Source organism: Nonomuraea sp. NPDC049684 (genome assembly GCF_044465345.1).
GTDB lineage: Bacteria > Actinomycetota > Actinomycetes > Streptosporangiales > Streptosporangiaceae > Nonomuraea.
In genome coordinates, this window is record NZ_JBITLO010000003.1 from 228,656 (window position 1) to 253,275 (window position 24,620).

Sequence of the window (24,620 nt, forward strand, 5' to 3'; positions counted from 1 at the left end):
GCCGGGCTGTGCCGGGGGCGTGCATGTCCGGGCCTGTCTGGAAGGGGGCTGGACCGGGGGCGTGCGTGTCAGGGCCTGGCGGGAGCGAGCCTGAGCCGGAGGTGTGTGCGTCCGGGCCTGTGTGGTGAGGGCCTGGGGGGTGGGGGCCTGGGGTGGGGGTGGTCATGCTTCGTACCGGGGGAAGCGGGCGGTCACCTGGAAGCCGCCGCCCTCGCGGGGTCCGGCGGTGAGCCGGCCGCCCGCCTCGGTGACGTGGGCGCGCATCCCGGCCAGCCCGCGCCCCTCGGCGGCGCCGGTCCAGCCCGCGCCGCGGTCGGCCACCTCCAGGACGAACCCGCACGGGCCGTCGGCCACGCGTACCGAGGCCCTGGTCGGGCCGGCGTGCCGGAGCACGTTCGTGAGGGACTCGCGGACCACCCGGTAGACGGCGTCCCTGAGGTGGGCGGGCACGGCGGGATCGGCGGGCTCGACGTCGACCGGCAGGCCCGCGGCGCGTACGCCCGCGACGAGACCGGGCAGGTCGGCGGCCGGCGGGTCGATGCCGTCGAGCGCGGCGCGCAGGTGGGCCAGGGCGGTGGTGCTGGTCTCCCTGATCGCCCGCAGCGAGGCCCGTACCTGCTCGGGGTCGTCGTCGAGGGCGACGAGCGCGAGCCCGGCCTGCATCGCGATGGCGGCCAGGCCGTGCCCGGCGGCGTCGTGCACCTCCCCGGCGATCCGCGCCCGCTCGGCCGCCAGGGCGGCGTCGTGCACCTCCCCGGCGATCCGCGCCCGCTCGGCCGCCACCACCTCAGCCGCACCAAGGGCACCCCCCGACCCCCCGAACCCAGTGCCCTGCCCGGCCACGCCCCCCACCGCATGCGGGGCGGCGTCCGGCGTGCGCGGGGTGGTGGTCGCGAAGGCATCGGTGGCGGCGGTGGGGCGGGCGGGACGAACGGTGGCGGCGGGGTGGGCGACCGCGGGCGCCGGGATCCCCCAGGCCGCACCCACCGGCCACGCCCCCCGCCCGGAAGCCGCATCCCCAGCCCCCGGACCGCACAGCGCCCCGCCCCCAGCACCAGGCACACCCGTGACGACAGCGGACGGCGTCGAGGCGTGGGACGCGAACGCGGACGGCGACGCGGTGTGCAGGCCGTGCGGGGACGGCGGCGTGCTGTGCGAGCCGAGCGGGGACGGCGACGCGGTGTGCGGGCCGAGCGCGGACGGCGGTGGGGCGGTGTCGGAGGCGTGGGAGGAGGGCGGCGGCTCGGTGTCGGCGGCGGCCGCCGCTGCCGCGGCCCTGGCCTGCGCGAGACCGCTGAACGACCACGGGACGGCCAGCCACCCGGCCCAGGCCAGCATGACGACGACCGGGATGTCACCCACCCGGCTCAGGCGCGACAGCGCCGCGAACGGCCTGCGCAGGCGCCCGCCGCGTTGCGTGTGCTCGCTCACCATCCCCCACCCGGCCAGGCTCGTGTCGCCCCGATCCTAGCGAGTTCTGGGCGGCACGGTCCGATCACCGCCCACCCGGCCGCCCCAAGACGATCTTGACGAGAGGTACCGGTCCGGGTCGGTGCGTTCCGTCGGGCGCAGGTGGGGTGGGTTAGCGCATGCCGTCGGTCAGCCAGCGCAAGGGGTTGTCGTGGATGATCAGGCGGATGACGTCCTCGCCGGTGCCGGCCTCGCGCAGGCGGGGGAGCAGGCTGTGGAACAGGTGGGCGTAGCCGCAGCCGCCGTACCGCTGGACCTGGGCCACGCGGCTGAGGCCGGTGCTGAGGAGCAGGCGGTCGGCGTGGCCGTCCTCGATGAGGCCGAGTGCGATCCTGGCCGCCTGATCGGGGCCGAGCGCCAGGACGCTGAGGCTGACGTACGCGCCCGCCTCGGCGATCTTGCGGGCGCCGCCCAGGTCGCCGGAGTAGGCGGCGGCCACGCGGGAGCCGGGCAGGTTCTCGCCGAGCAGGATCTCCAGCAGCGCCAGGGCGTTCTGGCCGTGGGTGGCGACGGGCAGGCGCGACTGGCGGGAGGCGCGGGCGGCGGCGCGCAGGCAGCGCTCCTCGCGGGCGGTGGGCTCGGCGCCCCAGCTGCCGACCTCGCCGATCACGCCGGGGAAGACGCCCGTGCCGTCCACGCCGCTGGAGATCTCGGTCATCAGGCGCCGGGTGAGCTGCTCGACGTCCTCGTCGCCGACGTCGGTGAACGGCTGGGCGAAGAAGCCGGTCGAGGCGATCACCGGCACCCGGCTGCCCGCCGCGATGCGGGCCAGGGCGGCGGCGTCGCGGCCCATGCCGAGACAGGTCAGCTCGACCACCAGGTTGAGCTCGTCGGACTGGCGCAGCTCGCGGAGCTCCGCGGTGACAGTGGTCTCCTCGTCGAGCCAGCGGTGGGGGTCGGAGTCGATGCCGACCGCCCAGCGCATGTCGTTGCGCAGGTGCTCGTGGGGGAGTACGGCGCCGTTCACCGCTGCCGCGCGGATGGGGCCGGTGACGGTGCGAAGGATGACCTCGGGCATAGCAGACATTAACCGATAGTTGCCGGAATCCCCTCCCTTCTGGCGGGAAATTTTACTCTTCGTCCTGTTTGGCGACCTGCTAGTGGTCTGCAAGTGTTCCTGTCGATGTGAGCCGTATCCTGAGAGGCAGCCGACGACACGGGGGAGACGTGCCGATCCAGAACTCCGAGACGGGCGACGCCGACCTGATGAAGGACGAGGCCGCCGAACAGTCCGCCATGCCCGCCCGCCGCAGCGGTCTGAAAGGGTGGCTCGACGGCGTACGGTCCACCCGCGCGGGCGCGCTCACGCTGAAGATCGTGGTCGGCGTCATCGGCGCGGTGATGGTGATCGGCGGCCTGATCATGGTGCCGTTCCCCGGGCCCGGCTGGCTGGTGGTGTTCGCCGGGCTGGCGGTGCTGGCCACCGAGTTCCACTGGGCCCACCGGGTGCTGGAGTTCGGCAAGCGGACGCTGCACGCCTGGACGCAGTGGTACAAGCGGCAGGGCTGGACGGTGCGCATCCTCGTGCTGCTGGTGACCGTGGCCGCCGCCGCGGTGATCGTCTACTTCGGCATGCTGACGCTCGGCATCGACCTGCTGGAGATCGCCCAGCGTTTCGTCTAGTTCCGGAGGGGCTTTCAGACCGGGTCGTTATCGTTCCCGGAATCGCCGCCTTTCCCTGCCTATTCTGCGGGCGTGCTCGCTCACCTCGCCGTCGCGCTGTCGCTGACGTTCCTCGCCCCGGCCGCCGCTCGGGCGGACCTGACGTTGCCGGAAACCGGCGGCATGAAATATCACGAGAAATCGGGCGACCCGGTCCGGCTCAGCGCGTACGGCCTCGGCACCGGGCGCACGTACCTGCGCGCCGCCACCGGCGACGCCTTCACCCGGCAGAAGGGGCTGTCGGAGGTGGCGGTCTCGCCCGACGGCCGCCTGACGGCCGGGGTGCCGTCCTCGTACCGGGCGGGCTACGACTCCGTGGTCGTCACCGACCGGGCCACCGGCAAGACCGCGCGGATCCGTACCGTCAAGAAGCCCATGACGGCCGCCTACGCCTCCTGGTCCAGGGACGGCAGGAAGGTCGCGCTCACCGTCGAGCAGAAGAGCGGCGGGACCTGGCGGGTGCTCGGCTTCACGGTGGTGGACGTGCGCGCGGGCACCGCGAGCACGGTCCGCGTCGCGGGCCTCGCCCGGCGGGCCGGCTTCTGGTGGAGCCCCGACGGCAACCTCGTCAGCATGTACGGCGCCGGCCTGCGCGTCTACCGCCCCACGGACGGCGCGGTGCTGCGCACGTACGCGGACGTGGGCCTGCCGACCGGCCCCGAGGACTCCTACGCGCCCTCGGGCAAACGCCTGACGACGTGGTGCCCCTCGCGGTTCAAGGAGCAGGTGTGCCTGATCGACCTGGCCACCGGCACGATCGCCCAGCGCGTGGCCGTCAGGCCGGAGGCCCTGTTCGGCTGGTGGGACGACACCCACCTGATCGCCGTCACGACGGCCGGGAGGAGCCGCCGCCTGGCGGTGCTCGACCTGACCGGCCGGACGACGCGGGTGCTCGCGGACGTGCCCGCCGCCACCTGGGCCGCCGAGCTGTGGCTCAACTTCGCCAGGACCCCCGTGTCATAGGTACAGGCCCGTGCCGTGGTCGGTCTCCTGGGTGGCCACCGCGTGCAGGTCGCGCTCGCGCATGACGAGGTAGACCCGCGCGTGCACCTCGACCTCGAACTGGTCTTCCGGGTTGAACAGCACCTTGTCGCCGACCTTGACCGCGCGCACGTTCGTGCCGACGCCGCAGACCTCGCCCCACGCCAGCCGGTTGGCCATCTTGACCGTCGCGGGGATGACGATGCCGGAGCCGCTGCGCCGCTCCTCGGCCTCCTGCTCCAGCCGGATCATCACTCGGTCGTGCAGCATCTGAATCTCGAACTTGGGCGCTTCCACGGGTCACAGTTTACGAGCCGCCGCAGCTCCGGAATCCCGCGATCGTCCCAGGTCCCGCCCTGCCCCGGCGCCGGGGCACGAGAGCGGGGTCAGGGCAGCAGGAGCTCGGCGTACACCGGACGGTGGTCGCTGCCGACCGGCGCGAGCACCCGGAAGTCCCGCACCGCCATGCGGTCGGCCGCCAGCACGTGGTCGATCGTCACGCCGGGCAGCGGCCCCCACCCGCCCCACGTCGTGGACAGGCCCCGGCCCATGGCGTCGGCCGCGTCGCGGTAGCCGGCGGCCAGCAGCTCGCGCAGCGGGAGGTGGTCGAGGGTGGCGTTGAAGTCGCCGGCCAGCACGCGCAGCCGTCCGTCGCCGCGTGGCAGGCGTTCCAGCCCGGCCAGCCAGCACGGTTGCCTGCCCAACCGCTTGGGGGCGCACGGATGCACCGAGACGATCTCCACCCGGGCCCCGCCGGGATGCTTCAGCACGGCCGTGGCCTGGCCGAACCCGCCCGCCTTGATCAGCTCGCCGGCGGTGAGGGGGTGGCGGGCGTACACGGCCGAGCCGCCCGCCCCCTCGGCGGGCCGCGTCACCGCGTACGGCAGCAGCTCGCGCAGCCCCGCCGCCTCCAGCCGCCGCTCGGCGAGGGGCGTGAACTCCTGCAACGTCAGCACGTCCGGCCGCAGCGACCTGACCTGCCCGGTCAGCTCCGTCGCGTCGGCCGTCCCCACCAGCAGGTTGGCGGCCAGCACGCGCAGCGCCGCGCCACGGGCGCCCGGCGCGGGGTCGGGCACCGCGCGGGGCAGCACCGTGACGCCCAGCGCCAGCACCGTGACCAGCGCGACCGCCCCCGCCGCCCACCGCCGCAGCAGCCCGGCGAGTGCCAGGCCCAGCGCCGCCCCTGCCGCCGCGTGCGGCGTGAACGCGACCACCGGCACCCACGGCCAGTCCGGCTCGAACCCGCTCAGCCGCACCGCCGCCCAGAGGGCGAACGGCGTCACCATGATCCAGCTCATCCAGCTACGCACGTCCTGTATTGCCATATGTCGTGAAAGGCGTTCACGGCGTGAGAAAGTGTGCTCCATGCGCGACGTGGAAGCCAGGGTCCTGAACGCCATCGACGAGGCGGAGACCGTCGGCCTGCTGGCCGAGACGGTGCGCGTCCCGAGCGTCACGGGCACCGACGCCGAGTCCGACCTCCAGCACCGCTTCGCCCGCCTGCTCACCGAGGCCGGCCTGGACGTGGACGTCTGGAAACTCGACCTCGCCGACCTCACCGCGCGCGCCGGCTTCCCCGGCACCGAGGCCCCCAGGCAGGAGGGTTACGGCGTCGTCGCCGTGACCGAGGGCGAGGGCGTGCCGGCGCTGGCCCTCCAGGGCCACGTCGACGTCGTCCCGACCGGCGACCTGGCCAAGTGGGCGGGCAGCGACCCGTTCGCCGCCCGGATCACCGGCGACGTGCTGCACGGCAGGGGCGCCTGCGACATGAAGGCCGGCCTGGTGGCCAACCTGGCCGTCGTCCGGGCGTTGAAGCGGGCGGGGGTGCGCCTGGCCAGGCCGCTCGCGGTGCACTGCGTGATCAGCGAGGAGGACGGCGGCCTCGGCGCGTTCGCCACCCTGGCCAGGGGCCACACGGCGGAGGCCGCGGTGATCACCGAGCCCACCAGCGGCGCGGTCATCACCGCCAACGCCGGCGCGCAGACCTTCCGGCTGGAGATCGCCGGCCGCGCCGCGCACGGCGCCACGCGGTACGAGGGCGTCAACGCGATCGAGGTCTTCTGGCCGGTGTTCGAGGCGATCAGGCGTCTGGAGGCCGACCGCAACCGGGACGTGCCGGAGCTCTTCGGCGACAACCCGATGCCGTACCCGATCGAGGTCGGCACCGTGCGGGCGGGCGACTGGGCGAGCACCGTGCCCGACCTGCTGGTCGCCGAGGGACGTCTCGGCGTGCGGCTGGACGAGGACCCGGCCGCGGCGCGGGCGGCCTTCGAGGAGGCCGTCGCCTCGACCGGACACCCGTGGCTGCGGGCCAACCCGCCCACGGTGACCTGGCCGGGCGGCCAGTTCGCCAGCGGCCGGCTGCCCGCCGGGCACGAGCTGCTCGGCGCGGTCAACGAGGCCGTCGCCGACGTCGCGGGCCGCCGTCCGGCCGAGGCCGCCGCGCCGTACGGGAGCGACCTGCGCCTGTACGCGGCCGGCGGCGTCCCGACCCTGCACTACGGCCCGGGGGACGTCCGGTTCGCGCACGCGCCCAGGGAGCAGGTCGAGCTGGCCGAGCTGCGCGAGGTCACCCGCGCGCTGGCGCTGCTCGCGGTGCGCCGCTGCGGCGTCCGCTGAGCGGCACCGGTCACAGGGACGACTCGACCGGCAGGCCGGCCCCGACCCAGTCCTCGATGCCCTCGACGTACCGGCGCACGTCGGTGTAGCCGAGCGCGGTCAGCCGGTTGGCCACGGCCTTGCTGTTGCCGCAGGCGGGGTTGGAGCAGTAGGTGACGATGGTGGCGTCCTTGTCGGGCAGCAGCTCGGCGGCGCGCTCGGCGACCTCGCTCTCCACCAGGGCGACGGCCCCGGGCAGGTGCTGCTGGGCGTAGTAGGAGCCGCCGAGCGTGTCGAGCACGGTCACGCTGCCCAGACGGGCGTGCAGCTCCTCGCGGGTGATCGTCATTGTGGCCTCCCGGCGAAATGGACTAGAGTCCGGATGTGTGAACGGCCAGGAACCTAACGGACCGCAGTCCGGTTCGTCAAGCGAGCCGCTGGAGCTGCTGACCGGCAAGCCGGTCAAAGAGCGCGCGGACGCGGCGCGCAACAGGGAGAAGGTGCTCGCGGCCGCCGCGCGGCTGTTCGCCGAGAAGGGCGTCGAGGCCGTGTCGATGGACGCGGTCGCCGCCGAGGCGGGCGTCGGCAAGGGCACGCTGTTCCGCAGGTTCGGCGACAAGTCGGGCCTGGCGGTGGCGCTGCTGGACGCCCGCGAGCGCGACCTGCAGGAGCGCGTGCTGTCCGGGCCGCCGCCGGTCGGCCCCGGCGCGCCGGCCGCCGAGCGCCTGACCGCCTTCACGGCCGCCTACCTCGACTACCTCTACGCCCACCTCGACCTGGTGCGGATGTCCGAGACGGCCAGCCCGGGGGCCCGCTACCGCATCGGCGCCTACCGCTTCTGGCACCGCCACGTCGCGATCCTGCTGGCCGAGGCCCGGCCCGGCGCCGACGCCGACGTGCTCGCCCACACCCTGCTGGCCGCGATGGGCGCGGAGGCGGCCGGGGTGCTGCGCGAGGAGTACGGCCGCGAGCGCGCCGCCGCGGGCATCACGGCCCTGGCCGCCGCCCTCGCCCGCCCGGTCTAGCCCGCGTCGGCTCAGGCGGGTCAGGCGGGTCAGGCGGGTGGCGGGTCAGGCGGGTCAGGCGGGTCAGGCGGGTCAGGGGCAGAGGCAGGGTCAGGCTCGGGCGGAGGCGGGCGCCCGCCGTCGCGCCTCGGGCACGATCATCGGCGTGCCCGACTGCGGGTCCTGGATGATCTCGCACCGCAGGTCGAACACCCGGTGGACCAGCTCGGGCGTGACGATCTCGGCCGGCACGCCCTCGGCCACGACCGCGCCGGCCCGCATGACGATCAGGTGGGTGGCGTACCGGCACGCCTGGTTGAGGTCGTGCAGCACGGCGACCATGGTCCGGCCGGCCTCGTGCAGGTCGGCGCAGAGGTCGAGCACCTCGATCTGGTGGGAGATGTCCAGGAACGTGGTGGGCTCGTCCAGCAGCAGGATCGGCGTCTCCTGGGCCAGCGCCATGGCCAGCCACACCCGCTGCCGCTGCCCGCCGGACAGCTCGTCCACGATCCGGTCGGCCAGCCCGGCGACGTCGGTCGCGCGCATGGCCTCGGCCACGGCCGCCTCGTCGGCCCTCGACCACTGGCGCATGAGCCGCTGGTGCGGGTAGCGGCCGCGGGCCACCAGGTCGGCCACGCTGATCCCGTCGGGCACGATCGAGCTCTGCGGCAGCAGGCCCAGCCGCCGCGCCACCTCCTTCGACGGCAGCGCGGTGATCAGGCTGCCGTCCAGGTGCACGGCTCCCTTCCTGGGCCTGAGCATCCTGGCCAGCGCGCGCAGCAGCGTGGACTTGCCGCACGCGTTCGGGCCGATGATCACGGTGAAGGACTCGTCCGGGATGGCCACGCTGAGCTCGGTGGCCACGACGCGCTGGTCGTAGGCGAGGGTGAGGCCGGTTCCGGTCAGGCGGGGGGTCCCGGGCGACGCAGCCATCAGTGGCGGTCCTTTCGCAGCAGCAGGGCGAGGTACGTGCCGCCGACGGCGGCGGTGACCACCCCGACGGGAAGCTGGGTCGGGGCGAGCAGCCGCTGGGCGACCAGGTCGGAGGCGGTCAGCAGCACCGCGCCCGTGAGCGCCGAGGCGCCCATCGTGACGCCGGGGGAGCGGGTCAGCCGGCGGGCGATCTGCGGCGCGGCCAGCGCGACGAAGACGACGGGCCCGGCCGCCGCGGTGGCCACGCCGGTCAGCAGCACCCCGGCGGTGACGGCCGCGGCCCGTACGGCCTCGACCTTGACGCCCATGGCCCTGGCCGCGTCGTCGCCCATCTCGATCATCCGCATCGGCCGCGCCACCAGCGCGCACACCGGCAGCAGGACGGCCAGCGCCACCGCGACCGGGATCGCGTGGTCCCACCCGCGCCCGCCGAGGCTGCCGGTCAGCCACGCGCCCGCGGTGGCCGCGTCGTTGATGTTGGCCCTGGTCAGCAGGTAGTTGTTGACCGCCAGCAGCAGCGTGTTGGCGCCGATGCCGACCAGCACCAGCCGGTAGCCCTGCACGCCGCGCCGGAAGGCCAGCGCGTAGACCAGGACGGCGGTGACCACGCAACCGGCCAGCGCGCCGCCCGCGATCGTCATGGCCGAGCCGCCCGCGACGACGGCGAGGATGCCGCCGGTCGAGGCGCCGGCGGTGAAGCCGATGAAGTCGGGGCTGCCCAGCGGGTTCTTGGTCAGGCTCTGGAAGATCGCGCCGCCCGCCCCGAACGCCGCCCCCACCAGCAGCCCGGTGACCACGCGCGGGGCCCGCAGCTTGCTCACGATCAGCTCGGCGACCGGCGTGCCCTGGCCGAACAGGGCGTCCAGGATGTCGGGCACGGAGACGGTGAACTCGCCGGTGGCGATGGCCGCCACGCCCACCCCGCAGCCGACCGCCACGAGGGCGGCGCAGACGAGCAGGGACCGGGGCGCGAGCCGTACGGACCAGGGACCGAGACGTACGGTCACAGCGCCGCCACCCGCCTGCGCCGGGCCAGCAGGATGAAGATCGGCGCGCCGATCACCGCCCACACGATGCCCACCTGCACCTCTCCAGGACGCGCGACCAGCCGCCCGACGACGTCGGCGCCCAGCACCAGCACCGGCGCGGCCAGCGCCGAGTACGGCAGCACCCACCGCTGGTCGCCGCCGACCAGCGCGCGCACGGCGTGCGGCACGACCAGCCCGACGAACCACAGCGGCCCGGCGGCGGCGGTCGCGGCCCCGCACAGCAGCGTGACGGCCACGCCGGTGAGGACGCGCGTCCTGCCGACCGCGACGCCCAGCGAGCGACCGGCGTCGTCGCCGAGCGAGAGCATGTTGAGCGGCCTGGCCAGCGTCAGCCCGAGCGCCAGCCCCGCCACCATGAACGGCGCCAGCCGCACCAGCGTGTCCGCGCTCTGCCCGGCCAGCGAGCCGGTCAGCCAGAACCGCATCCGGTCGAAGGTCTGCGCGTCCATGCGCAGGATCGCCGAGGCGACGGCCGTGAACACCATGCCGAGCGCGACCCCGGCCAGCGCCAGGCGCACCGGGCCGGCGCCGGAGCGGCCGGCCGCGGCCAGCGCGTAGACGACGACGGAGGCCACCGCGGCGCCGCCGAAGGCGAACCAGACGTACACGGCGGGGTCGGAGAGGCCGAACACGGCGAGCGCCAGCGTGACGCCGAGCGCGGCGCCCTCGTTGATGCCGAGCAGCCCGGGGTCGGCCAGCGGGTTGCGGGTCAGGCTCTGGATGAGCGCTCCCGCCAGGCCCAGAGTCGCGCCGACGCCGATGCCGAGCAGCGTGCGCGGGATGCGCAGCTCGCGGATGACGACGTGGTCGCTGGAGCCGTCCGGGGCGAGCAGCGCGTCGATCACCGTCGAGAACGGCACCGACCGCGCCCCGAGCGCCACGCTCGCCATCGCCACCAGCGCCAGCACCCCCGCGGTCACGACCAGCCCGACCACCAGCACGGACGCGGACCGCCGCGGCCGCTCCCCGGTCGCGGGCGCGGACCGGCGTGACGCCGGACCCTCCCCGGTCTCCGGCGCGGAACCGGACCGGCGGGGTCGCGGCCCCTCCCCGGTGGCCGACGGTCGCCCGCCGGCGGGCTCAGCCGTGTCCTCAGCCGGGCGCACCCGACCCCCTCTCGTAGCGGTCAAACTTAGGCAAGGCTAATCTAATGTCTCCGTAAGAAGGCAAGCCTAACCTTAGGAGATGGACATGTCGGGACCGGTACTCGCGCGCAGAGGCTTCCTGGCCGCCACGGCAGGGCTCGCGGCGGCCCTGACACTGTCGGCCTGCGGCGGCGGCACCCGGGCGGCGGGCGACGGCGGCGCGAGCGCCTCCGCCGCGCCCGCCGCCACCGCCGCCCAGGGCTGGACGTTCACCGACGACCGCGACAAGAAGCTGGACCTGCCCGCACGCCCGTCCCGGGTGGTGGCCCAGGTGGGCGCCGCCGCCGCGCTGTGGGACTTCGGCGTGCGCCCGGTCGCCGTCTTCGGCCCGCACAAGCTCGCCGACGGATCCAGGGACCCCCAGGTCGGCAACGTCGACATCGCCAAGGTCGAGGGCCTGGGCAACGTCTGGGACGAGTTCAACGTCGAGAAGTACATCTCCCTCCAGCCCGACCTGCTGGTCAGCAGCATGTACGTCAAGGGCGACCTGTGGTACGTGCCGGCGAAGTCGAAGGAGACCATCGAGCAGGTCGCCCCCACCGCCGGCGTCATGCTCACCGGCCGCAGCGCCACCCAGGTGATCGGCAAGTACGAGGAACTGGCCAGGTCACTCGGCGCCGACCTCCAGGGCGTGCCCGAGGCCAAGGCCCGCATGGAGGCCGCGACCAAGGAGCTGGCCGCCTTCAAGGACCTCAAGATCCTCATGATGTCCGGCGGCGCCGACGCCATGTGGGTCGTCAACCCGCCCGAGTACCCCGACATCGTGCATCTCACCGAGAACGGCCTGAACATCGTCAAGCCCGCGAAGGTGGACGACGGCGGCTTCTTCCAGACCCTGAGCTGGGAGAACGCCGACACCTACGACGCCGACGTGATCCTCTACGACACCCGCACCCAGTCGCTCAAGCCCGAGGAGATGCTGAAGAAGCCGACCTTCGCCAAGCTCCCGGCGGTCAAGGCGGGCCAGTTCTACCCGTGGCGCGCCGAGGCCCCCTTCAGCTACCAGGGCTACGCCACGTTCCTGGAGGAGCTGGTGTCGAACCTGAAGAAGGCCAAGAAGCTTCAGTAGGCCCCGCGCACCTCGACGATCTCGGCGAGCGGGAACTCCAGGTAGTCGCCCGCCTCCTCGCACCAGGCGTCGAGCGCCCCGGCGCGCAGCTCGCCGTGGCTGATCGTGGCCGTCAGGCCGTCGGCCAGCGTGATGCCGGCCCGCACCCCCCGGTCGACGACGAAGCCGAGCAGCGACTGCTGGGCGGTCGGCAGCCTGGTCGCCATCCTGCCGATGATCGCCCAGGTGCGGCCGTGCTTGCCGGACTCGTCCCGGCCGGCCGCGACCAGGCGGCGGGCGTGCTCGTGCGGGTCGGGGGCCGGCTCGGCGATCACGTACGGCGCGTGCGGCTCGGAGCCGGGCGTGAACTCCGACAGCTCGGCCACCTGCCCGCCGGGCAGCAGGATCAGCTTGCCGTTGTGCGGCTCCTCGGCCCTGGCCCGGTGGATGGTGATCTCGCCGGTGTCGGAGACGGGCACGGGGGAGTAGCCGTTCTCGCGCAGGGCGGCCAGCGTGCGCTCGGCCGGCGCCGCGCTGATCAGCACCGTGGGGGCCAGCAGCCGCAGGCCCAGCCGGGCCAGCCGCCGGTGCCCGGCGATCTCGGCGAGCAGCGCGGTGTCGCCGGCCTGCACCACGCAGCCGACCGTGGAGACCGTCACCTCGCCGTGCCGGCGCGCGGTGTCGCGCACCAGGTACTCAAGGGGCTGCGGGATCGTGCCGACCGTGGCCAGCTCGTCGAGCAGCTCGTCGGCGTCGTAGCCGTGGTCGAGCGCGCCGCGCACGCTCTCGATGGTGAAGCGCCACACCGAGGCCGCGCCGCGCGACTCCCGCTCGGCCACCCGGTCGAGCAGCGCCGCCAGCTCGGCCGACGGCGGTCCGGTCACCACGGCGGTGAGGTCGGGCCCGAACAGCGCGCTCCTGCGCACGCTGGCCAGCGCCCTGGTGGACGCCTCGGCCAGCACCGGATCGTGCTCGACCTGCGGGACGGCGTCGTCGTTCTCGTCGCCGGGGTCGGCGGTCAGCCCGGCCAGGGCGCGGCCGAGGTCGGTGAGCGCGCCGTTGGCCAGCAGGCCGAGCAGCGTGGCCTCCTCCAGCACGGCCGGCGCGCACTCGGCCAGCAGCGCCTGGTCGAGCAGCGGGGCGTGCCAGTGGACGTTGCGCACGAGGCTGTCGCGGTCGGCGAAGGCGGTGCCGGCCGGCAGATGGGCCAGCGCCGCCAGCACGGCCCTGCGCACCCTGGCCACCGCGCTGCCCGAGGGGTCGTCGCCGAGCACGGTGGCGTACTTGCCGTCGACCTTGCGCAGGGACGAACGCTCCATCCGCCACCACGCCGACAGCAGCACCCGCAGCCGGGCCGAGCCCTCGTCGAGCCGCCAGCGGTCGAAGCGCTCGGTGGGGATCATGCCGCCCGACTGCTCGTCCCAGGCCAGCAGCCTGGCCACCGCGCAGACCTCCAGCAGCAGGCGGGTCTCGTCCTCGTCGCAGCCGGTCTCCTTGGCGACCCTGCGGGCCTCGCGCACGCCCACGCCGCCGGTCTTGAGCAGCGGCAGCGGGGTCTTGGAGGTGTTGTCGAGCAGGGCCGCGCAGCGCTCGACCACGTGCGGCGCGGCCAGCGTCATCAGGTGGTCGACCTCCTCGGGGTCGACCGGGATCGAGGCCACCTCGGGCGCCTCGGGCTGGAACGGCGGATGGTAGCCGGGGCCGCGCAGGCACAGCGCCACCTCGCGGGGGATCTCGGCGACGTGCCAGCTCGGGCGGAACAGCAGGCCGTGGTCGGCGCACCACTTCTCCGGCGTGCCGGGGGTGACGAACCGGCCGCCGTCGACGTCGCGGGCGGGGCCGTCCCAGGCGAGGCGGCCGAGCAGCGCGAGCGTGCCGTCGGGGGCGGTGGCCGTCAGCCGGTCGAGGCGGCCGGGGTCGGACAGCAGCTCGATGACGCGGGCGATCGTGCGCCGCTTGTTGCCGTGGGCGGGCAGGCCGAGCACGCGGGCCAGGGCGCGCAGGGCGTCGTTGCTGATCGTCCAGGAGTTGAGGTAGTGCTCCAGCGGCTCGCCCAGGCCGAGCGGGGCCGCCCACCAGCGCGCCACGCCCTCGGCCAGATGGATCACGCCGTCGGCGTCGGGCCAGGCCAGCGCGTGGTCGTACAGATGGTCGAGCCAGGGGGCCACCGTCTCGCCCGGGACGCCGAGGAAGGCGGCCAGCCCCTCGGGCGTCGGCCGGCTCATGGTCAGGCCCGCCTCGGCCAGTTGCAGGGCGGGCAGCGGCAGCCCCCGCATGGCCTCCATGACGGCGAAGCCGTTGCCCAGGCGCTGGGCCAGCGTGTCGAGCCTGCGGGGCCAGGGCGGCGCGATGGCGTCGGGCCTGTTGGCCAGGATGCGGGCAAGCCGGTTTTCGTCTAGTGTGCGCAGCCAGCCGAGCAGGTGATCTTCCATCTGTCAGCACTCTCATGGGGTCGCGTGGGACTCACCGTGAGCCATGACCATCCACGGTAGTGCAGAGCACCCCTCCGTCAGGAGAGGACTGCCCAGACGATCTTGCCGTGGGGCGCGAGTGCCGACCACCCCCAGCGGAGGCTGAGTGATTCGACGATGTGGAGACCCAGGCCGCCGGTGTCAAGGGGGCCAGGGTATCGCAGCACGGGCACCGAGGTGCCGGGATCGGTGAACGCGCTGGTGACGAGCGAGCCGCGGCGCACCAGGGACATGTGGACCGGGCGCTGGCAGTGGGGCTCGTCGAGGCGCAGGCCGTGGCGCAGGGCGTTGGTGGCCAGCTCGGAGACCACCAGTTCCATGTTCTCGACCAGCTCGCCGAGCCCCCAGCCGGACAGTGTCCCCGTGGTGAAGCTGCGCGCGGAATGGACCGAGGAGGCGGTGGGCGGGAGCACGTACGTGGCGCTCGCGGACGGGCCGGTCACCAGGAGATCGCGAGCCGCCTCCGGCCACCAGCCGACGGGCGGCCACCAGTCGAACGTGGTCCACTGGCCGGGCGCGGTGGTGGATTGCACGTGATCATTCTGCGGCAATCTCTCGTGCAGGTGCAAGAGCGAATGCACGTGCAGACAACTCGTGCAACCGCTACGGTTCTCCTCAAGTGGTCAATATGGGGGAAAGGGGATCTTGTCCGCGGCCCATGATCTTTCGGCCGCCAAGTGACAGACTGTGTCTTCAAGGAAACGACACAAGGAGCAGCACGTGTCCATTGATCCGCCCGGCTCCGGCTCGACCGTTCGGCGCATCATGCTGGGTGCGAGCCTCAGGCGCCTGCGCGAGGCCTCCGGGCTCGACCGCGGCCAGGCCGGGTTCCACATCCGGGCGTCCGAGTCCAAGATCAGCCGTATGGAGCTCGGGCGTGTCGGGTTCAAGACACGTGACGTGGAGGACCTGCTCACCCTGTACGGCGTCGTCGACGATGCCGAACGCCGTGCCCTGCTGGAGATGGTCCGCGAGGCCAACACCCCCGGGTGGTGGCACAAGTACTCCGCCGAGCTGCCCTCGTGGTTCACGACGTACGTGGGCCTGGAGGAGGCCGCGAGCGTGATCCGCACCTATGAGGTGCAGTTCGTGCCCGGCCTGCTGCAGACGGCCTCGTACGCGCGATCGGTCTTCCAGCTCGGCAACCCCGACGCGAGTCCGGACAAGATCGAGCGCCGCGTGCACATGCGCATGCAGCGCCAGGAGCGCTTCACCCAGAAGGACGGCCCCAAGCTGTGGGCCGTCATCGACGAGGCGGCGCTCAAGCGGACCATCGGCGGGCGAGAGGTCATGTCCGAGCAGCTCCAGCATCTGCTGGAAGTCGCCGCCCTGCCCAACATCACCCTCCAGGTGATGCCCTTCAGGTTCGGCAAGCACGCCGCCGAGGGGGGCGCGTTCAGCATCTTGCGGTTTCCCGAGTCCGATTTGTCGGACGTTGTCTACGTCGAGCAGCTCTGGGGTGCCCTGTACCTGGACAAACGTGAGGACATCGACCCGTACCTCACCGCCATGGAGCAACTGTGCGTGGAAAGCACCACGCCAGGGGGCACCGTCGAGCTCATCGGCGGTCTTCTCAGAAAGATGTAGATGAACCACACCTACAACGGCATGCCCGCGGCCGACCTCACCCAGGTCGCCTGGCGCAAGAGCCGCTACAGCAACTCGCAGGGCAACTGCGTGGAGCTCGCGGAGCTTCCCGACGGAGGGATCGCGGTCCGCAACTCGCGCTTCCCCGACGGCCCTGCTCTCATCTATACCCGCGACGAGATCCGGGCCCTGGTGCTCGGCGCGAAGGACGGCGAGTTCGACGGCCTTCTCGTGTAACAGCCTGTTCACCTCCGGCGCGCTTCCGTAACGGGGGCGCGCCGGAGGCGTAACCGGCGGGGACTTTCCGCCGGTCAGGATGTCGTCATGCTCGACCAGATGAACCTGTACCCGATCGCCGACGACGTGCTGCTCGCGCCGGGCGGCAAGGTCGTGGTCCGCACGTACGGCGTGGCGCCCGCGGGCGCCGCCATCTCCTACCGCACCTGGGTGACCGGCCTGCGCGACCAGCCGCGCTACTGGCACTGGGGCCACTTCGAGGACGCCGCCTCCGGGCACCGCCGGGTGCTGGAGTGGCTGACCGGCAGGGGGCCGCGGCCTTCCCAGGCGCTGACCTGATCGCTATCCTCGTGCCAAGCAAATGCTTGGTAGAGGAGGCGTGGTGCGGCGTGCGATCCACCTGCTCGAAGAGGTCGACTTCCGGCCGATGAACTCCAGGCGGCCGCTGGAGTACCTGACCTGGCTGACCCGCTACAAACGCGAGGACGAGAGCCGCGCCGAGCCCGCCCTGACCACCGGCATGTCCATCAGGTCGCGCGAGATCGACCTCGTCGGCGCCTTCTACGCCGTGGGCATCACCGGCCACCCCCAGTTCAAGGCCGTCACGCTGTGGGACTGCCACGGCGGGTGGGACGGCGGCTGGCGCCAGATGATGGGCATCTACCAGGGCGTGGACCAGCGCCTGTTCCTGTCCGACATCGACGACCTGCGCTTCTCCGCCTTCTCCCGGCCGCTCGGCGCCGCGCCGGGCTGCCCGCCGCTCGCCGAGGCTCCCGCCGCCGAGTTCTACCTCTTCGAGAGCGCCCGCGTCCGGCCCGGGGCCGCGCTGGACTACCTGGAGGCCGTCCGCACCGAGCGCGCCCCCCTGCTGGCCGAGCACGGCCACACCCTGACCGGCCTGTACGAGGTGCTGTTCTGCGACACCGAGGCCGTCACCATGTGGGCCGTCTCGCTGGAGGACCACCTGGCCACCCAGCGGGCCCGCGACGCCGCGCTCGGCCTCGACGACGAGGTCGCGCCCGATTCCCGGCTGCTCGACTGGGGCAGGCGGGCCCGCGGCTACCTCGAAGGCCCCTGGCGCGAGACCCTGCTCGCGCCGTTTCCCGGCAGCCGTCTGGCGCGGGGACCGCGGCCGGGTTAGCGTCGGCTGCGGAGGCAGCCATGACGGACCCGTACCTCTACGGCGGGGGCGAGGCCGATCCCCTCGCCGCGCAGCCGGAACCGCGCGCCGCCGCCGCGCCCGCGGGTCCGCGGCGCCCGCCGGCCGGGCCGCCGCCCGAGCTGCGCGCGGCCGTGCTGTCGGGGGCCCGCCGCCGGCGCGCGCCCGCCGCCGGGGGCGTGGCGTCCGTGACCGTGCCGTACGCCGAGCAGGTGGCGCTCATGGACGACCTGCTCGCCGAGCTGGGCCCGTCCCAGTGGGACGCGCCGATCGCCCGGCACGGCACGGTCCGCGACCTGGTCGGGCACCTGGCCGCCAACGACGCCACCGTGGCCTGCTTCATGGGCCTGCCCGGCGCGGGCGCGGCCCGGGAGCGGGCGGGCGAGCGGGCAGGGGAGCGGGCAGGGGAGCGGGCGGGGGAGCGGGCGGGGGAGCACCGGCGCTGGCGGGAGCAGGCCGGGGCGTTGCTGGAACGGCTCTCCAGGGCCGGGGAGGTGCTGCTCGGGGTGGAGGTGGCGCTGGCGGGGGTGCGCCCGGCCCGCGCGCCGCTGCGCCAGGCCCTGGTGCAGCGCACGTTCGAGACCTGGACGCACGCCGACGACATCAGGGCGGCGACCGGCCGCCCGCCCGCGCCGCCCCGGGCCGGGCACGTGCGCCTGGTCGCCGAGTTCGGCCTGGCGCTGCTGCCCCGGGCGCTGAGGGGGCCGCGCCGCGACGTCTCGGTCACCGTCGTGCTGACCGGGCCGGGGGGCGGCACCTGGACGGTCCCGCTCTCGCGCGCCCCCGGCCGGGACGCCGGGCTGATCTCGGCGGGCGCGGTGGACTTCTGCCGGCTGGTGGCCGGCCGGTGGCCCCCGGACGCCTTCCCGCACGCGTCGGAGGGCGACCGCGACCTGGTCCAGGACCTGATCCACGCCGCCGCCACCCTCGGGTGCGACTGACTCCGGCGTCCCTGGTCAGGCGACCGGTGAGTTCCAGCTCAGCAGGACCGGTTCGGCGTGCTCGAAGCCGAGCCGGGAGTAGGTGCCGGTGTCCAGGCGCAGCAGCCGGCCGTCGGCCGGGTCGAGGCCGAGCCAGCGGGCGGCCAGCACGCGCAGGAAATGGCCGTGCGCCACCAGCACGACCCGCCCCTCGGCCCCTCGGGCCCGCTCGATCACCCGGTCGGCGCGCGCGGCCACCTCGGCGGCGCTCTCGCCGGGATGCTCGGCGTCGCCGGGGATCACGCCGTCACGCCACAGGTACCAGCCGGGCCGGGTCTTCCTGATGTCCGGCGTGGTGATGCCCTCGTAGCCGCCGTAGTCCCACTCCCACAGGTCGGGGTCGACCTCGTAGTCCGTCAAACCGGCCAGCTCCGCCGTACGGCGGGCCCGCTGCGCGGGGGAGACCAGCGCCAGCCCGAACGCGGACGCCTTGACCAGCGGCGCCAGCGCCCTGGCCTGGTCCTCCCCGTCGGGCGTCAACGGCAGGTCGGTACGGCCGGTGTGCCGGCCGGCCGTGCTCCATTCGGTGGCTCCGTGCCTCAGCAACAACATCTCATCCATGAGGTCCATCATCCGGCAGGGCCGCCAGCTCCTCGACGACAGGGGTGAAGGCGGCCAGGTCACGCTCGTGGTGCAGCACGAAGTAGGAGACGCCGTGCGCGTCGCGCCAGTGGCGAAGCCGGTCCACGATGTCGCGGCGGGTGCCGAGCAGCACCTGCGGCGTGTCGCCGAGCCGCGAGGTGTCGGCGGCGCTCCACGACTCCTCCGGCTTGCGCTCGCCCACCTGCATCACGCTGGTGCCGATCTCCAGCAGGTGGTGGCGGGGGCTGCGCCGCAGCAGCGCCAGCTTGGCGAGGAACGCCTGCGGCCCGGCGTCGCGCGGGTCGGGGCCGGTGCCGTCCGCCTTGACGCGGGTGCCGAGGTTGACGATGTCGGCGTGCTCGGCGGCCAGGGCGAGCATGCGGGGGCCGCCGCCGCCCAGCAGGATCGGCGGGCGCGGGCGCTGCACCGGCCGGGGCTCCTGCGCCAGCCCGGCCAGGCGGTAGTGCGCGCCCTCGTACGTCAGCGGGCCCCCGGCCCACAGGCCCTTGATCACCTCCAGGGCCTCGCGCAGCCGGTCGAGGCGCACGCCGGGCGGGTCCAGCCGCAGCCCGGCCCGTTCGTACTCGTCGGCCATCCAGCCGGTGCCGAGGCCCAGCTCCAGGCGTCCGCCGGAGAGCAGGTCCAGGGTGGCGGCCTCCTTGGCCAGCACGGCCGGGTGCCGGAAGTCGTTGGCGAACACCAGCGTGCCCACGCGCAGCCGGGTGGTGGCGCAGGCCGCCGCCGTCAGCGCCGCGACGGGCGCGAAGCGCGGGCCGACCAGGTGGTCGGGCACCAGCAGCACGTCGAAGCCGGACGCCTCCAGCCGCCTGGCCCGCTCGGCCCACTCCTTGCCGGACCGCGCCCCGCGCAGCACCGCACCGAACCTGAACCGTCGCACGGCATCCTCCTCGACCCGGATCTTACCAAGCGCTTGCTTGGAGTGGCACACTGGTGGCCATGGAGATCCCGGTACGCCAGGCGACCGACGACGAGGTGGCGTTCTTCGGCGAGCACGGCTGGGTCCGCCTGGACCGGCTGGTCGCCCCCGACACGGTCGGCGAGCTGCGCGAACGGGCCCGCGAACGCCTGCGGTCGCGCACCCGGGCCGGGGACACGCCGGTCGACCGGGCCTTCGGGCAGTCCCGCGACGTCGCCGCCGAGGACGAGCTGTTCGGCGCGCTGAGCACCAGCCCGGCCATGGGCCGCAACGCCGTACGGCTGCTGGGCGGGGTGCGGGCCGTGCGCGTGCAGGTCACCAACCTGCTGGTCAAGGAGCCGGGCGAGCACGGCGCCACCGAGTTCCACCAGGACTTCCCGTGGATGCCCATGGACCGCTCGGCCATGCTGACCGTGTGGCTGGCCCTCGCCGACGTGCCCGCCGACATGGGGTCGCTGCGCTTCTACAGCGGCTCACACCGCTGCGGCCTGCTCGGGCGCAGCTTCACCCGCGCCGGGGACGACCAGCTCACCCAGCATCCCTGGATCGCGGAGCTGGAGCTGTCCCCGCCGCTCGACCTGCGGGCCGGGGACGCCACCGTGCACCACGCGCTGACCGTGCACGGCGCGCCCGCCAACCGGCGCGAGGCCGCCCGCCTGTCGTTCACCGTCACCTACTTCGACGCCGACGCCCTCTACACCGGGCTGCCGTACCGGCAGACCGACGGGCTCGGCCTGGAGGTCAACCGGCCCTTCGAGCACGAGAGGTTCCCGTGCCTGAGACCGTGAGGGGACCGGTCGCCGACCTCGGGGCGACGCTGATGCACGAGCACGTGTTCGGGCTCAGCCCGGAGATCCTGTGGAACTGGCCGGACGTCCCCGAGGGCTGGGACCTGGAGCGGCGGGCCCGGGAGGCGGCGGCCAAGCTGGACGCGCTCAAGGCCGAGGGGATCGACACCATCGTCGACCTGACCGTCGTCGGGCTGGGCCGGTACGTCCCGGCCGTCCAGCGGGTGGCCGAGCTGACGTCGGTGAACATCGTGGCCGCCACCGGGCTCTACACCTACGACGCGCTGCCGCCGTACTTCGGGAACCGGGGGCCGGGGTCGCTGTTCGGCGGCCCGGACCGGCTGGCCGAGTTCTTCGTCCGCGACATCGCCGAGGGGATCGGGCGGACCGGGGTGAGGGCGGCCATGCTGAAATGTGCCTCCGACCACCTCGGGATGACCAAGGGGTGCGAGCGGGTGTTCCGGGCCGTGGCCGAGGCCCATCTGGCCACCGGCGCGCCGATCACCACGCACTCGCACAGCGCCTCCAGGGGCGGGCTGGAGCAGCAGCGGCTGCTCGGCTCGCTCGGCGTGGACCTGGACCGGGTGGTGATCGGGCACGCGGGCGACTCGACCGACCTGGCGTACCTGGAGGAGCTGGTGGCGGGCGGCTCGTACCTGGGCATGGACCGGTTCGGCATCGAGACGATCAGCTCGTTCGAGGACCGGGTGGCGGTGGTGGCGGCGATGTGCGAACGCGGGCACGCCGGAAAAATGGTTCTGGGTCACGATTCGTACTGTTTCAATGACCGGTTCGACCCCGACGTCGTACGGCGGCGCCACCCGAACTACCACCTCCTGCACATCTCCCGCGACGTCGTGCCCGAACTGCGCAGACGCGGCGTCACCGGCGACCAGCTCCACCAGATGCTCGTCGACAACCCCAGGAGGATCCTGCGATGACCTCTGCGACGACCCCCGCCTCGGCGCAGGACTTCGACGTCGCCGCCGACTGGCACGTCGCCGCGCCGTACGACTTCCTGCGCCGCCTGCGCGCCGCACAGCCGGTGTTCCGCAGCGAGCATCTGGGCGCGTACGTGCTGACCCGCCACGCCGACGTGCGCGCCGCGTACGGCGACCCGGCCCGCTTCTCCTCCGAGGGGTCGCTGACGATCTCCCGCAGCCTCACCCCGCAGACCCGCGCCAAGCTGGGCGAGCACGGCTCGTTCCTGTCCAGCTTCGTGGCCAACGTGGACCCGCCGGACCACACCCGCCTGCGCCGCTCGGTCTCCCGGGCCTTCACGCCGCGGGCCGTCGCCGCCATGGAGGAGCGTTTCCGGCGGCTGAACGAGGACGTCCTCGACCGGGTCGCCCCCAGGGGCCGGGCCGACTTCGTCGCCGAGATCGGGCACGAGCCGTCGGTCAAGCTGACCGCCCGCTTCATCGGCGTGCCCGAGGCCGACGAGGCGTTCGTGCAGGCGCACGTCAAGGACTGGTTCATGCTGTTCCTGTCGCCGCAGCCGCCCGCCCGCCAGCTTGAGCTGGCCGACAGCTTCCTGGCCTACCTCGACTACGTCGACCGCCTGGTGGCCGCCCGCGCCAAGGACCCGCGGGACGACTTCACGTCCCTGATGACCTCGCTGATCGGCGACGAGCTGAGCCATCGGGAGGTCGTCGAGCTGATCTCCACGATCCTGCTCGGCGGCAACGACACCGTCCCCAACCAGCTCGGCAACAGCGTCCTGCGGCTGCTGCGCGAGGACGCCTGGCCGGTGCCGCCCGCCTCGATCGCGGGGGCGGTCGAGGAGTGCATGCGGATCGACGGCGCCTCGCTGGGCTCCTTCCGGTACGCCGTCCAGGACGTCGTCCTGCACGGCGTGACGATCCCGGCGGGCTCGCTCGTCCTGCTGTCCACCGACTCCGCCGGGCACGACGAGACCGTCTTCCCCGACCCGGAACGGTTCGTGATCGACCGTCCCAACGCCGCCGACCACCTGGTCTTCGGGTACGGCATCCACTTCTGCGTCGGGGCGGCGCTCGGCCGCCTGCAACTGCGCACCGCGCTCGACGTCCTCGGGCGCCGCCTGCCCGGCCTGCGGCTCGCCCCGGACGCGCCCGTCGTCTACCGCAGGTCGCTGGTGGGACGCGGGCTGAGCGCGCTGGCGGTGGAGTGGTGACCGCCGGCACCATGAACGGCCGGTTCGGCGGGCGGGTGGCGCTGGTGACGGGGGCGGGGTCGGGCATCGGCGCGGCCTGCGCGGCCCGGCTGGCCGCCGAGGGCGCCCGGGTGGGCGTGCTCGACCTGCGCGCCGCCCCGGCCCGCGCCACCGCCGCCGCCGTACGCGCCCGGGGCGGCGCCGCCATGGCGCTGACCTGCGACGTGTCGGACGAGAAGCAGGTGGAGGAGTCGGTGGCCGCGCTGGTGGCCGCCTTCGGCCGGGTGGACGTGCTGCACTCCAACGCCGCCTGCCTCGACCGCGACGTCTACGGCCGCGACCGCGACCTGACCGCCATGGACGCCGCCGTCTGGGACCGCACGATGGAGGTCAACCTGCGGGGCGCGATGCTGCTGGTCAAGCACGTCGTCCCGGTGATGCGCGACGGCGGCGCGATCGTCCTGACGTCCTCGGTGTCGGGCCTGACCGGCGACGTGGACCACGCCGCGTACGGCACCTCGAAGGCGGCCCTGGTCGGCTTCACCCGCTACGTCGCCACCATGTACGGCGACCGCGGCATCCGCTGCAACGCCGTCGCCCCCGCCCTGGTCATGACCGCCGCCGCCGAGCGCGCCCTCACCCCGGAGCAGCTCGCCGACAAGGCCGCCGAACGCCTCCTGCCCTGGCCCTGCGCCCCCGAGGACGTGGCCGATCTGGTCGCCTTCCTGGCCTCGGCCGAGTCCCGCTGCATCACCGGCCAGACTGTCGCCCTCGACGGCGGCACCCTCGTCCACCGCCCCGAGCACGCCATCCACCGCTCCCGCGCCTGACCGGAGGGGCCGGTGGGCGGGAGCCCGGCCGAGGGATCTAAGGTCGGGAGAAAAGCGGACTAAGGGGGACGGATGGAGCCGGTCGCGGTCGGGCTGATCGGGGCGGGGCCCTGGGCGGAGATGGCGCACGCGCCGATGCTGGCCAAAGGCCCCCACACCCGGCTCGCCGGCGTCTGGGCCCGCCGCCCCGAGCAGGCCGCCAGGCTCGGCGCCCCCGTGTACGAGCGGGTCGAGGAGCTGTTCGACGCCTGCGAGGCCGTGGCGTTCTGCGTGCCGCCCGGCGTGCAGGCCGAGCTGGCCGTCCGCGCCGCCCACGCGGGCAAGGCGCTGCTGCTGGAGAAGCCGCTCGCCGACTCCGTCGAGGGGGCCATGCGCGTGGCCGAGGCCGTGGCGGAGACGGGCGTCCCCTCGCAGATGATGCTCACCATGCGCTACGCCACCCCGACCCGCGCGTTCCTGGCCCGCTGCGCCGAGATCCAGCCGTTCGGCGGGCACGCCGCCAACATCTCCGGCGCGCTGCTCGGCGGCAACCCGTTCGCCACCCCGTGGCGGCTGGAGCGCGGCGCCCTGCTGGACGTCGGCCCGCACGTGATCGACCTGCTCGACGCCGCGCTCGGCCGGATCGTCGGCGTGCGCGCGCACGGCAACCCGCTCGGCTGGACCGGCCTGCTGCTGGAGCACGAGGGCGGCGCGGTCAGCGAGGCGTCCCTGTGCATGGCGGCCGTCGGCGACCTGCCGCCCTCGACCTTCGAGGTGTACGGCAGGACCGGCAACGCCGTCCTGCTGCCCGGCGACGAGGACCCCCTGGAGGTCGTGGCCGAGGAGTTCGCCCAGACCGTCCGGCGCGGCGGCGGCCACCCGCTGGACGCGGCGCACGGCCTGCGGCTCCAGGAGATCATCGCCGCCGCGGAGGCGCAGCTCGCCGCCTGATCCCGTGGCCTTCGCCGCCTGACCCCGAGACCCCTTGACGTCGAGGAAGTCTGGGGCATTGATAACGTTTGTCCGACGCGCAGTGCTGCAGCGAA

The 24,620-nt window shown here is 74.0% G+C and carries 27 protein-coding genes; 15 read left to right on the forward strand and 12 right to left on the reverse strand.

The features are described 5' to 3' along the window. Window positions 1-162: 162 nt before the first annotated feature. The gene (locus tag ACIBST_RS11330) at window positions 163-1,434 is read right to left on the reverse strand and encodes a histidine kinase (protein WP_397170949.1); all 1,272 of its coding nucleotides are present in this window, start codon (window positions 1,432-1,434) and stop codon (window positions 163-165) included. Between the two features lie 148 nt (window positions 1,435-1,582). Beyond that, a complete protein-coding gene (locus ACIBST_RS11335; RefSeq protein WP_397170950.1) occupies window positions 1,583-2,488 on the reverse strand; it encodes a phosphotriesterase in 906 nt (301 codons plus the stop codon). 149 nt (window positions 2,489-2,637) lie between these two features. Here ACIBST_RS11335 and ACIBST_RS11340 point away from each other — a divergent pair, with 149 nt between their 5' ends. Together ACIBST_RS11340 and ACIBST_RS11345 are read left to right on the forward strand one after the other, a co-directional pair. Then, window positions 2,638-3,093: a TIGR02611 family protein gene (locus ACIBST_RS11340; RefSeq protein ID WP_397170952.1), complete on the forward strand. Its 456-nt coding sequence runs from the start codon at window positions 2,638-2,640 to the stop codon at window positions 3,091-3,093. A gap of 72 nt (window positions 3,094-3,165) precedes the next feature. Beyond that, window positions 3,166-4,095 carry a hypothetical protein gene (locus ACIBST_RS11345; protein ID WP_397170953.1) on the forward strand — a complete coding sequence of 310 codons (930 nt, stop codon included), beginning with the start codon at window positions 3,166-3,168 and terminating at the stop codon, window positions 4,093-4,095. On the opposite strand, the gene ACIBST_RS11350 is transcribed toward ACIBST_RS11345, so the two are convergent. Together ACIBST_RS11350 and ACIBST_RS11355 are read right to left on the reverse strand one after the other, a co-directional pair. Continuing rightward, the gene (locus ACIBST_RS11350; RefSeq protein ID WP_352327236.1) at window positions 4,090-4,410 is read right to left on the reverse strand and encodes a co-chaperone GroES; all 321 of its coding nucleotides are present in this window, start codon (window positions 4,408-4,410) and stop codon (window positions 4,090-4,092) included. The genes ACIBST_RS11345 and ACIBST_RS11350 overlap by 6 nt on opposite strands. 89 nt (window positions 4,411-4,499) lie before the next feature. Next, window positions 4,500-5,423 carry an endonuclease/exonuclease/phosphatase family protein gene (locus tag ACIBST_RS11355; protein ID WP_397170954.1) on the reverse strand — a complete coding sequence of 308 codons (924 nt, stop codon included), beginning with the start codon at window positions 5,421-5,423 and terminating at the stop codon, window positions 4,500-4,502. A 55-nt stretch (window positions 5,424-5,478) separates the two neighbouring features. Between ACIBST_RS11355 and ACIBST_RS11360 the strand changes: the two genes are divergently transcribed. After that, entirely contained in the window at window positions 5,479-6,732 is a 1,254-nt protein-coding gene (locus tag ACIBST_RS11360) for an ArgE/DapE family deacylase (protein ID WP_397170955.1), read from the forward strand. Window positions 6,733-6,742: 10 nt separating this feature from the next. Here ACIBST_RS11360 and ACIBST_RS11365 read toward each other — a convergent pair whose 3' ends face one another. Further along, a complete protein-coding gene (locus ACIBST_RS11365; RefSeq protein ID WP_352323684.1) occupies window positions 6,743-7,060 on the reverse strand; it encodes a rhodanese-like domain-containing protein in 318 nt (105 codons plus the stop codon). 37 nt (window positions 7,061-7,097) lie between these two features. On the opposite strand from ACIBST_RS11365, the gene ACIBST_RS11370 reads away from it, so the two are divergent. Beyond that, entirely contained in the window at window positions 7,098-7,736 is a 639-nt protein-coding gene (locus tag ACIBST_RS11370; RefSeq protein ID WP_397170957.1) for a TetR/AcrR family transcriptional regulator, read from the forward strand. A 90-nt stretch (window positions 7,737-7,826) separates the two neighbouring features. Here ACIBST_RS11370 and ACIBST_RS11375 read toward each other — a convergent pair whose 3' ends face one another. The 3 genes from ACIBST_RS11375 to ACIBST_RS11385 are packed head-to-tail and all read right to left on the reverse strand — an operon-like array spanning window position 7,827 to window position 10,638. Next, window positions 7,827-8,648, reverse strand: a complete 822-nt coding sequence (locus ACIBST_RS11375; protein ID WP_397170959.1) for an ABC transporter ATP-binding protein — start codon at window positions 8,646-8,648, stop codon at window positions 7,827-7,829. Then, entirely contained in the window at window positions 8,648-9,655 is a 1,008-nt protein-coding gene (locus ACIBST_RS11380; protein WP_397170961.1) for a FecCD family ABC transporter permease, read from the reverse strand. The genes ACIBST_RS11375 and ACIBST_RS11380 overlap by 1 nt, the downstream gene beginning before the upstream one ends. Then, window positions 9,652-10,638: a FecCD family ABC transporter permease gene (locus ACIBST_RS11385; protein WP_397170963.1), complete on the reverse strand. Its 987-nt coding sequence runs from the start codon at window positions 10,636-10,638 to the stop codon at window positions 9,652-9,654. Before ACIBST_RS11385 ends, ACIBST_RS11380 begins: the two co-directional genes overlap by 4 nt. Before the next feature lie 250 nt (window positions 10,639-10,888). Here ACIBST_RS11385 and ACIBST_RS11390 point away from each other — a divergent pair, with 250 nt between their 5' ends. Beyond that, a complete protein-coding gene (locus ACIBST_RS11390) occupies window positions 10,889-11,911 on the forward strand; it encodes an ABC transporter substrate-binding protein (protein ID WP_397170964.1) in 1,023 nt (340 codons plus the stop codon). Here the strand turns inward: ACIBST_RS11390 and ACIBST_RS11395 are convergent. Beyond that, window positions 11,905-14,322 carry a helicase-associated domain-containing protein gene (locus ACIBST_RS11395; RefSeq protein ID WP_397170965.1) on the reverse strand — a complete coding sequence of 806 codons (2,418 nt, stop codon included), beginning with the start codon at window positions 14,320-14,322 and terminating at the stop codon, window positions 11,905-11,907. The two genes, ACIBST_RS11390 and ACIBST_RS11395, sit on opposite strands and share 7 nt — an antisense overlap. A gap of 77 nt (window positions 14,323-14,399) precedes the next feature. Next, window positions 14,400-14,894 (reverse strand): ATP-binding protein, encoded by a 495-nt coding sequence (locus tag ACIBST_RS11400; protein WP_352353567.1) that lies wholly within the window; start codon window positions 14,892-14,894, stop codon window positions 14,400-14,402. Window positions 14,895-15,126: 232 nt separating this feature from the next. On the opposite strand from ACIBST_RS11400, the gene ACIBST_RS11405 reads away from it, so the two are divergent. The 5 genes from ACIBST_RS11405 to ACIBST_RS11425 all read left to right on the forward strand — a co-directional run bounded on the left by ACIBST_RS11405 (window position 15,127) and on the right by ACIBST_RS11425 (window position 18,285). After that, window positions 15,127-15,948 carry a helix-turn-helix transcriptional regulator gene (locus ACIBST_RS11405; RefSeq protein ID WP_352323686.1) on the forward strand — a complete coding sequence of 274 codons (822 nt, stop codon included), beginning with the start codon at window positions 15,127-15,129 and terminating at the stop codon, window positions 15,946-15,948. After that, the gene (locus tag ACIBST_RS11410) at window positions 15,949-16,185 is read left to right on the forward strand and encodes a DUF397 domain-containing protein (RefSeq protein ID WP_352323675.1); all 237 of its coding nucleotides are present in this window, start codon (window positions 15,949-15,951) and stop codon (window positions 16,183-16,185) included. A gap of 87 nt (window positions 16,186-16,272) precedes the next feature. Continuing rightward, window positions 16,273-16,524: a hypothetical protein gene (locus tag ACIBST_RS11415; protein WP_352353565.1), complete on the forward strand. Its 252-nt coding sequence runs from the start codon at window positions 16,273-16,275 to the stop codon at window positions 16,522-16,524. A gap of 43 nt (window positions 16,525-16,567) precedes the next feature. After that, complete coding sequence (locus ACIBST_RS11420; protein WP_397170966.1) at window positions 16,568-17,326, forward strand: hypothetical protein; 759 nt, start codon at window positions 16,568-16,570, stop codon at window positions 17,324-17,326. Between the two features lie 20 nt (window positions 17,327-17,346). Continuing rightward, the gene (locus ACIBST_RS11425; RefSeq protein ID WP_397170968.1) at window positions 17,347-18,285 is read left to right on the forward strand and encodes a maleylpyruvate isomerase family mycothiol-dependent enzyme; all 939 of its coding nucleotides are present in this window, start codon (window positions 17,347-17,349) and stop codon (window positions 18,283-18,285) included. A gap of 15 nt (window positions 18,286-18,300) precedes the next feature. Here ACIBST_RS11425 and ACIBST_RS11430 read toward each other — a convergent pair whose 3' ends face one another. Further along, window positions 18,301-18,885 (reverse strand): histidine phosphatase family protein, encoded by a 585-nt coding sequence (locus tag ACIBST_RS11430; RefSeq protein ID WP_397170969.1) that lies wholly within the window; start codon window positions 18,883-18,885, stop codon window positions 18,301-18,303. Next, a complete protein-coding gene (locus tag ACIBST_RS11435) occupies window positions 18,878-19,804 on the reverse strand; it encodes a TIGR03621 family F420-dependent LLM class oxidoreductase (RefSeq protein ID WP_397170971.1) in 927 nt (308 codons plus the stop codon). The genes ACIBST_RS11430 and ACIBST_RS11435 overlap by 8 nt, the downstream gene beginning before the upstream one ends. A gap of 59 nt (window positions 19,805-19,863) precedes the next feature. Here ACIBST_RS11435 and ACIBST_RS11440 point away from each other — a divergent pair, with 59 nt between their 5' ends. From ACIBST_RS11440 to ACIBST_RS11460, 5 genes are all read left to right on the forward strand, one after another. After that, window positions 19,864-20,631 (forward strand): phytanoyl-CoA dioxygenase family protein, encoded by a 768-nt coding sequence (locus ACIBST_RS11440; protein WP_397170973.1) that lies wholly within the window; start codon window positions 19,864-19,866, stop codon window positions 20,629-20,631. Next, a complete protein-coding gene (locus ACIBST_RS11445; protein WP_397170975.1) occupies window positions 20,616-21,572 on the forward strand; it encodes a phosphotriesterase in 957 nt (318 codons plus the stop codon). The genes ACIBST_RS11440 and ACIBST_RS11445 overlap by 16 nt, the downstream gene beginning before the upstream one ends. Then, window positions 21,569-22,786 (forward strand): cytochrome P450, encoded by a 1,218-nt coding sequence (locus ACIBST_RS11450; protein ID WP_397170976.1) that lies wholly within the window; start codon window positions 21,569-21,571, stop codon window positions 22,784-22,786. The genes ACIBST_RS11445 and ACIBST_RS11450 overlap by 4 nt, the downstream gene beginning before the upstream one ends. Further along, window positions 22,783-23,595 (forward strand): SDR family NAD(P)-dependent oxidoreductase, encoded by an 813-nt coding sequence (locus ACIBST_RS11455; RefSeq protein ID WP_397170977.1) that lies wholly within the window; start codon window positions 22,783-22,785, stop codon window positions 23,593-23,595. The genes ACIBST_RS11450 and ACIBST_RS11455 overlap by 4 nt, the downstream gene beginning before the upstream one ends. A gap of 72 nt (window positions 23,596-23,667) precedes the next feature. Next, window positions 23,668-24,525 carry a Gfo/Idh/MocA family protein gene (locus tag ACIBST_RS11460; protein ID WP_397170978.1) on the forward strand — a complete coding sequence of 286 codons (858 nt, stop codon included), beginning with the start codon at window positions 23,668-23,670 and terminating at the stop codon, window positions 24,523-24,525. The last annotated feature ends 95 nt before the right edge of the window (window positions 24,526-24,620 follow it).

Excerpts from the sequence above, each read along its gene's own strand:
- ACIBST_RS11390 (WP_397170964.1), top strand. The coding sequence starts at position 10,889 with ATGTCGGGACCGGTACTCGCGCGCAGAGGCTTCCTGGCCGCCACGGCA.
- ACIBST_RS11415 (WP_352353565.1), top strand. The coding sequence starts at position 16,273 with ATGCTCGACCAGATGAACCTGTACCCGATCGCCGACGACGTGCTGCTC.
- ACIBST_RS11450 (WP_397170976.1), top strand. The coding sequence starts at position 21,569 with ATGACCTCTGCGACGACCCCCGCCTCGGCGCAGGACTTCGACGTCGCC.
- ACIBST_RS11460 (WP_397170978.1), top strand. The coding sequence starts at position 23,668 with ATGGAGCCGGTCGCGGTCGGGCTGATCGGGGCGGGGCCCTGGGCGGAG.
- ACIBST_RS11425 (WP_397170968.1), top strand. The coding sequence starts at position 17,347 with ATGACGGACCCGTACCTCTACGGCGGGGGCGAGGCCGATCCCCTCGCC.
- ACIBST_RS11360 (WP_397170955.1), top strand. The coding sequence starts at position 5,479 with ATGCGCGACGTGGAAGCCAGGGTCCTGAACGCCATCGACGAGGCGGAG.
- ACIBST_RS11430 (WP_397170969.1), bottom strand. The coding sequence starts at position 18,885 with ATGGATGAGATGTTGTTGCTGAGGCACGGAGCCACCGAATGGAGCACG.
- ACIBST_RS11405 (WP_352323686.1), top strand. The coding sequence starts at position 15,127 with ATGCTGGGTGCGAGCCTCAGGCGCCTGCGCGAGGCCTCCGGGCTCGAC.
- ACIBST_RS11335 (WP_397170950.1), bottom strand. The coding sequence starts at position 2,488 with ATGCCCGAGGTCATCCTTCGCACCGTCACCGGCCCCATCCGCGCGGCA.
- ACIBST_RS11410 (WP_352323675.1), top strand. The coding sequence starts at position 15,949 with ATGAACCACACCTACAACGGCATGCCCGCGGCCGACCTCACCCAGGTC.
- ACIBST_RS11395 (WP_397170965.1), bottom strand. The coding sequence starts at position 14,322 with ATGGAAGATCACCTGCTCGGCTGGCTGCGCACACTAGACGAAAACCGG.
- ACIBST_RS11330 (WP_397170949.1), bottom strand. The coding sequence starts at position 1,434 with ATGGTGAGCGAGCACACGCAACGCGGCGGGCGCCTGCGCAGGCCGTTC.
- ACIBST_RS11440 (WP_397170973.1), top strand. The coding sequence starts at position 19,864 with ATGGAGATCCCGGTACGCCAGGCGACCGACGACGAGGTGGCGTTCTTC.
- ACIBST_RS11365 (WP_352323684.1), bottom strand. The coding sequence starts at position 7,060 with ATGACGATCACCCGCGAGGAGCTGCACGCCCGTCTGGGCAGCGTGACC.
- ACIBST_RS11375 (WP_397170959.1), bottom strand. The coding sequence starts at position 8,648 with ATGGCTGCGTCGCCCGGGACCCCCCGCCTGACCGGAACCGGCCTCACC.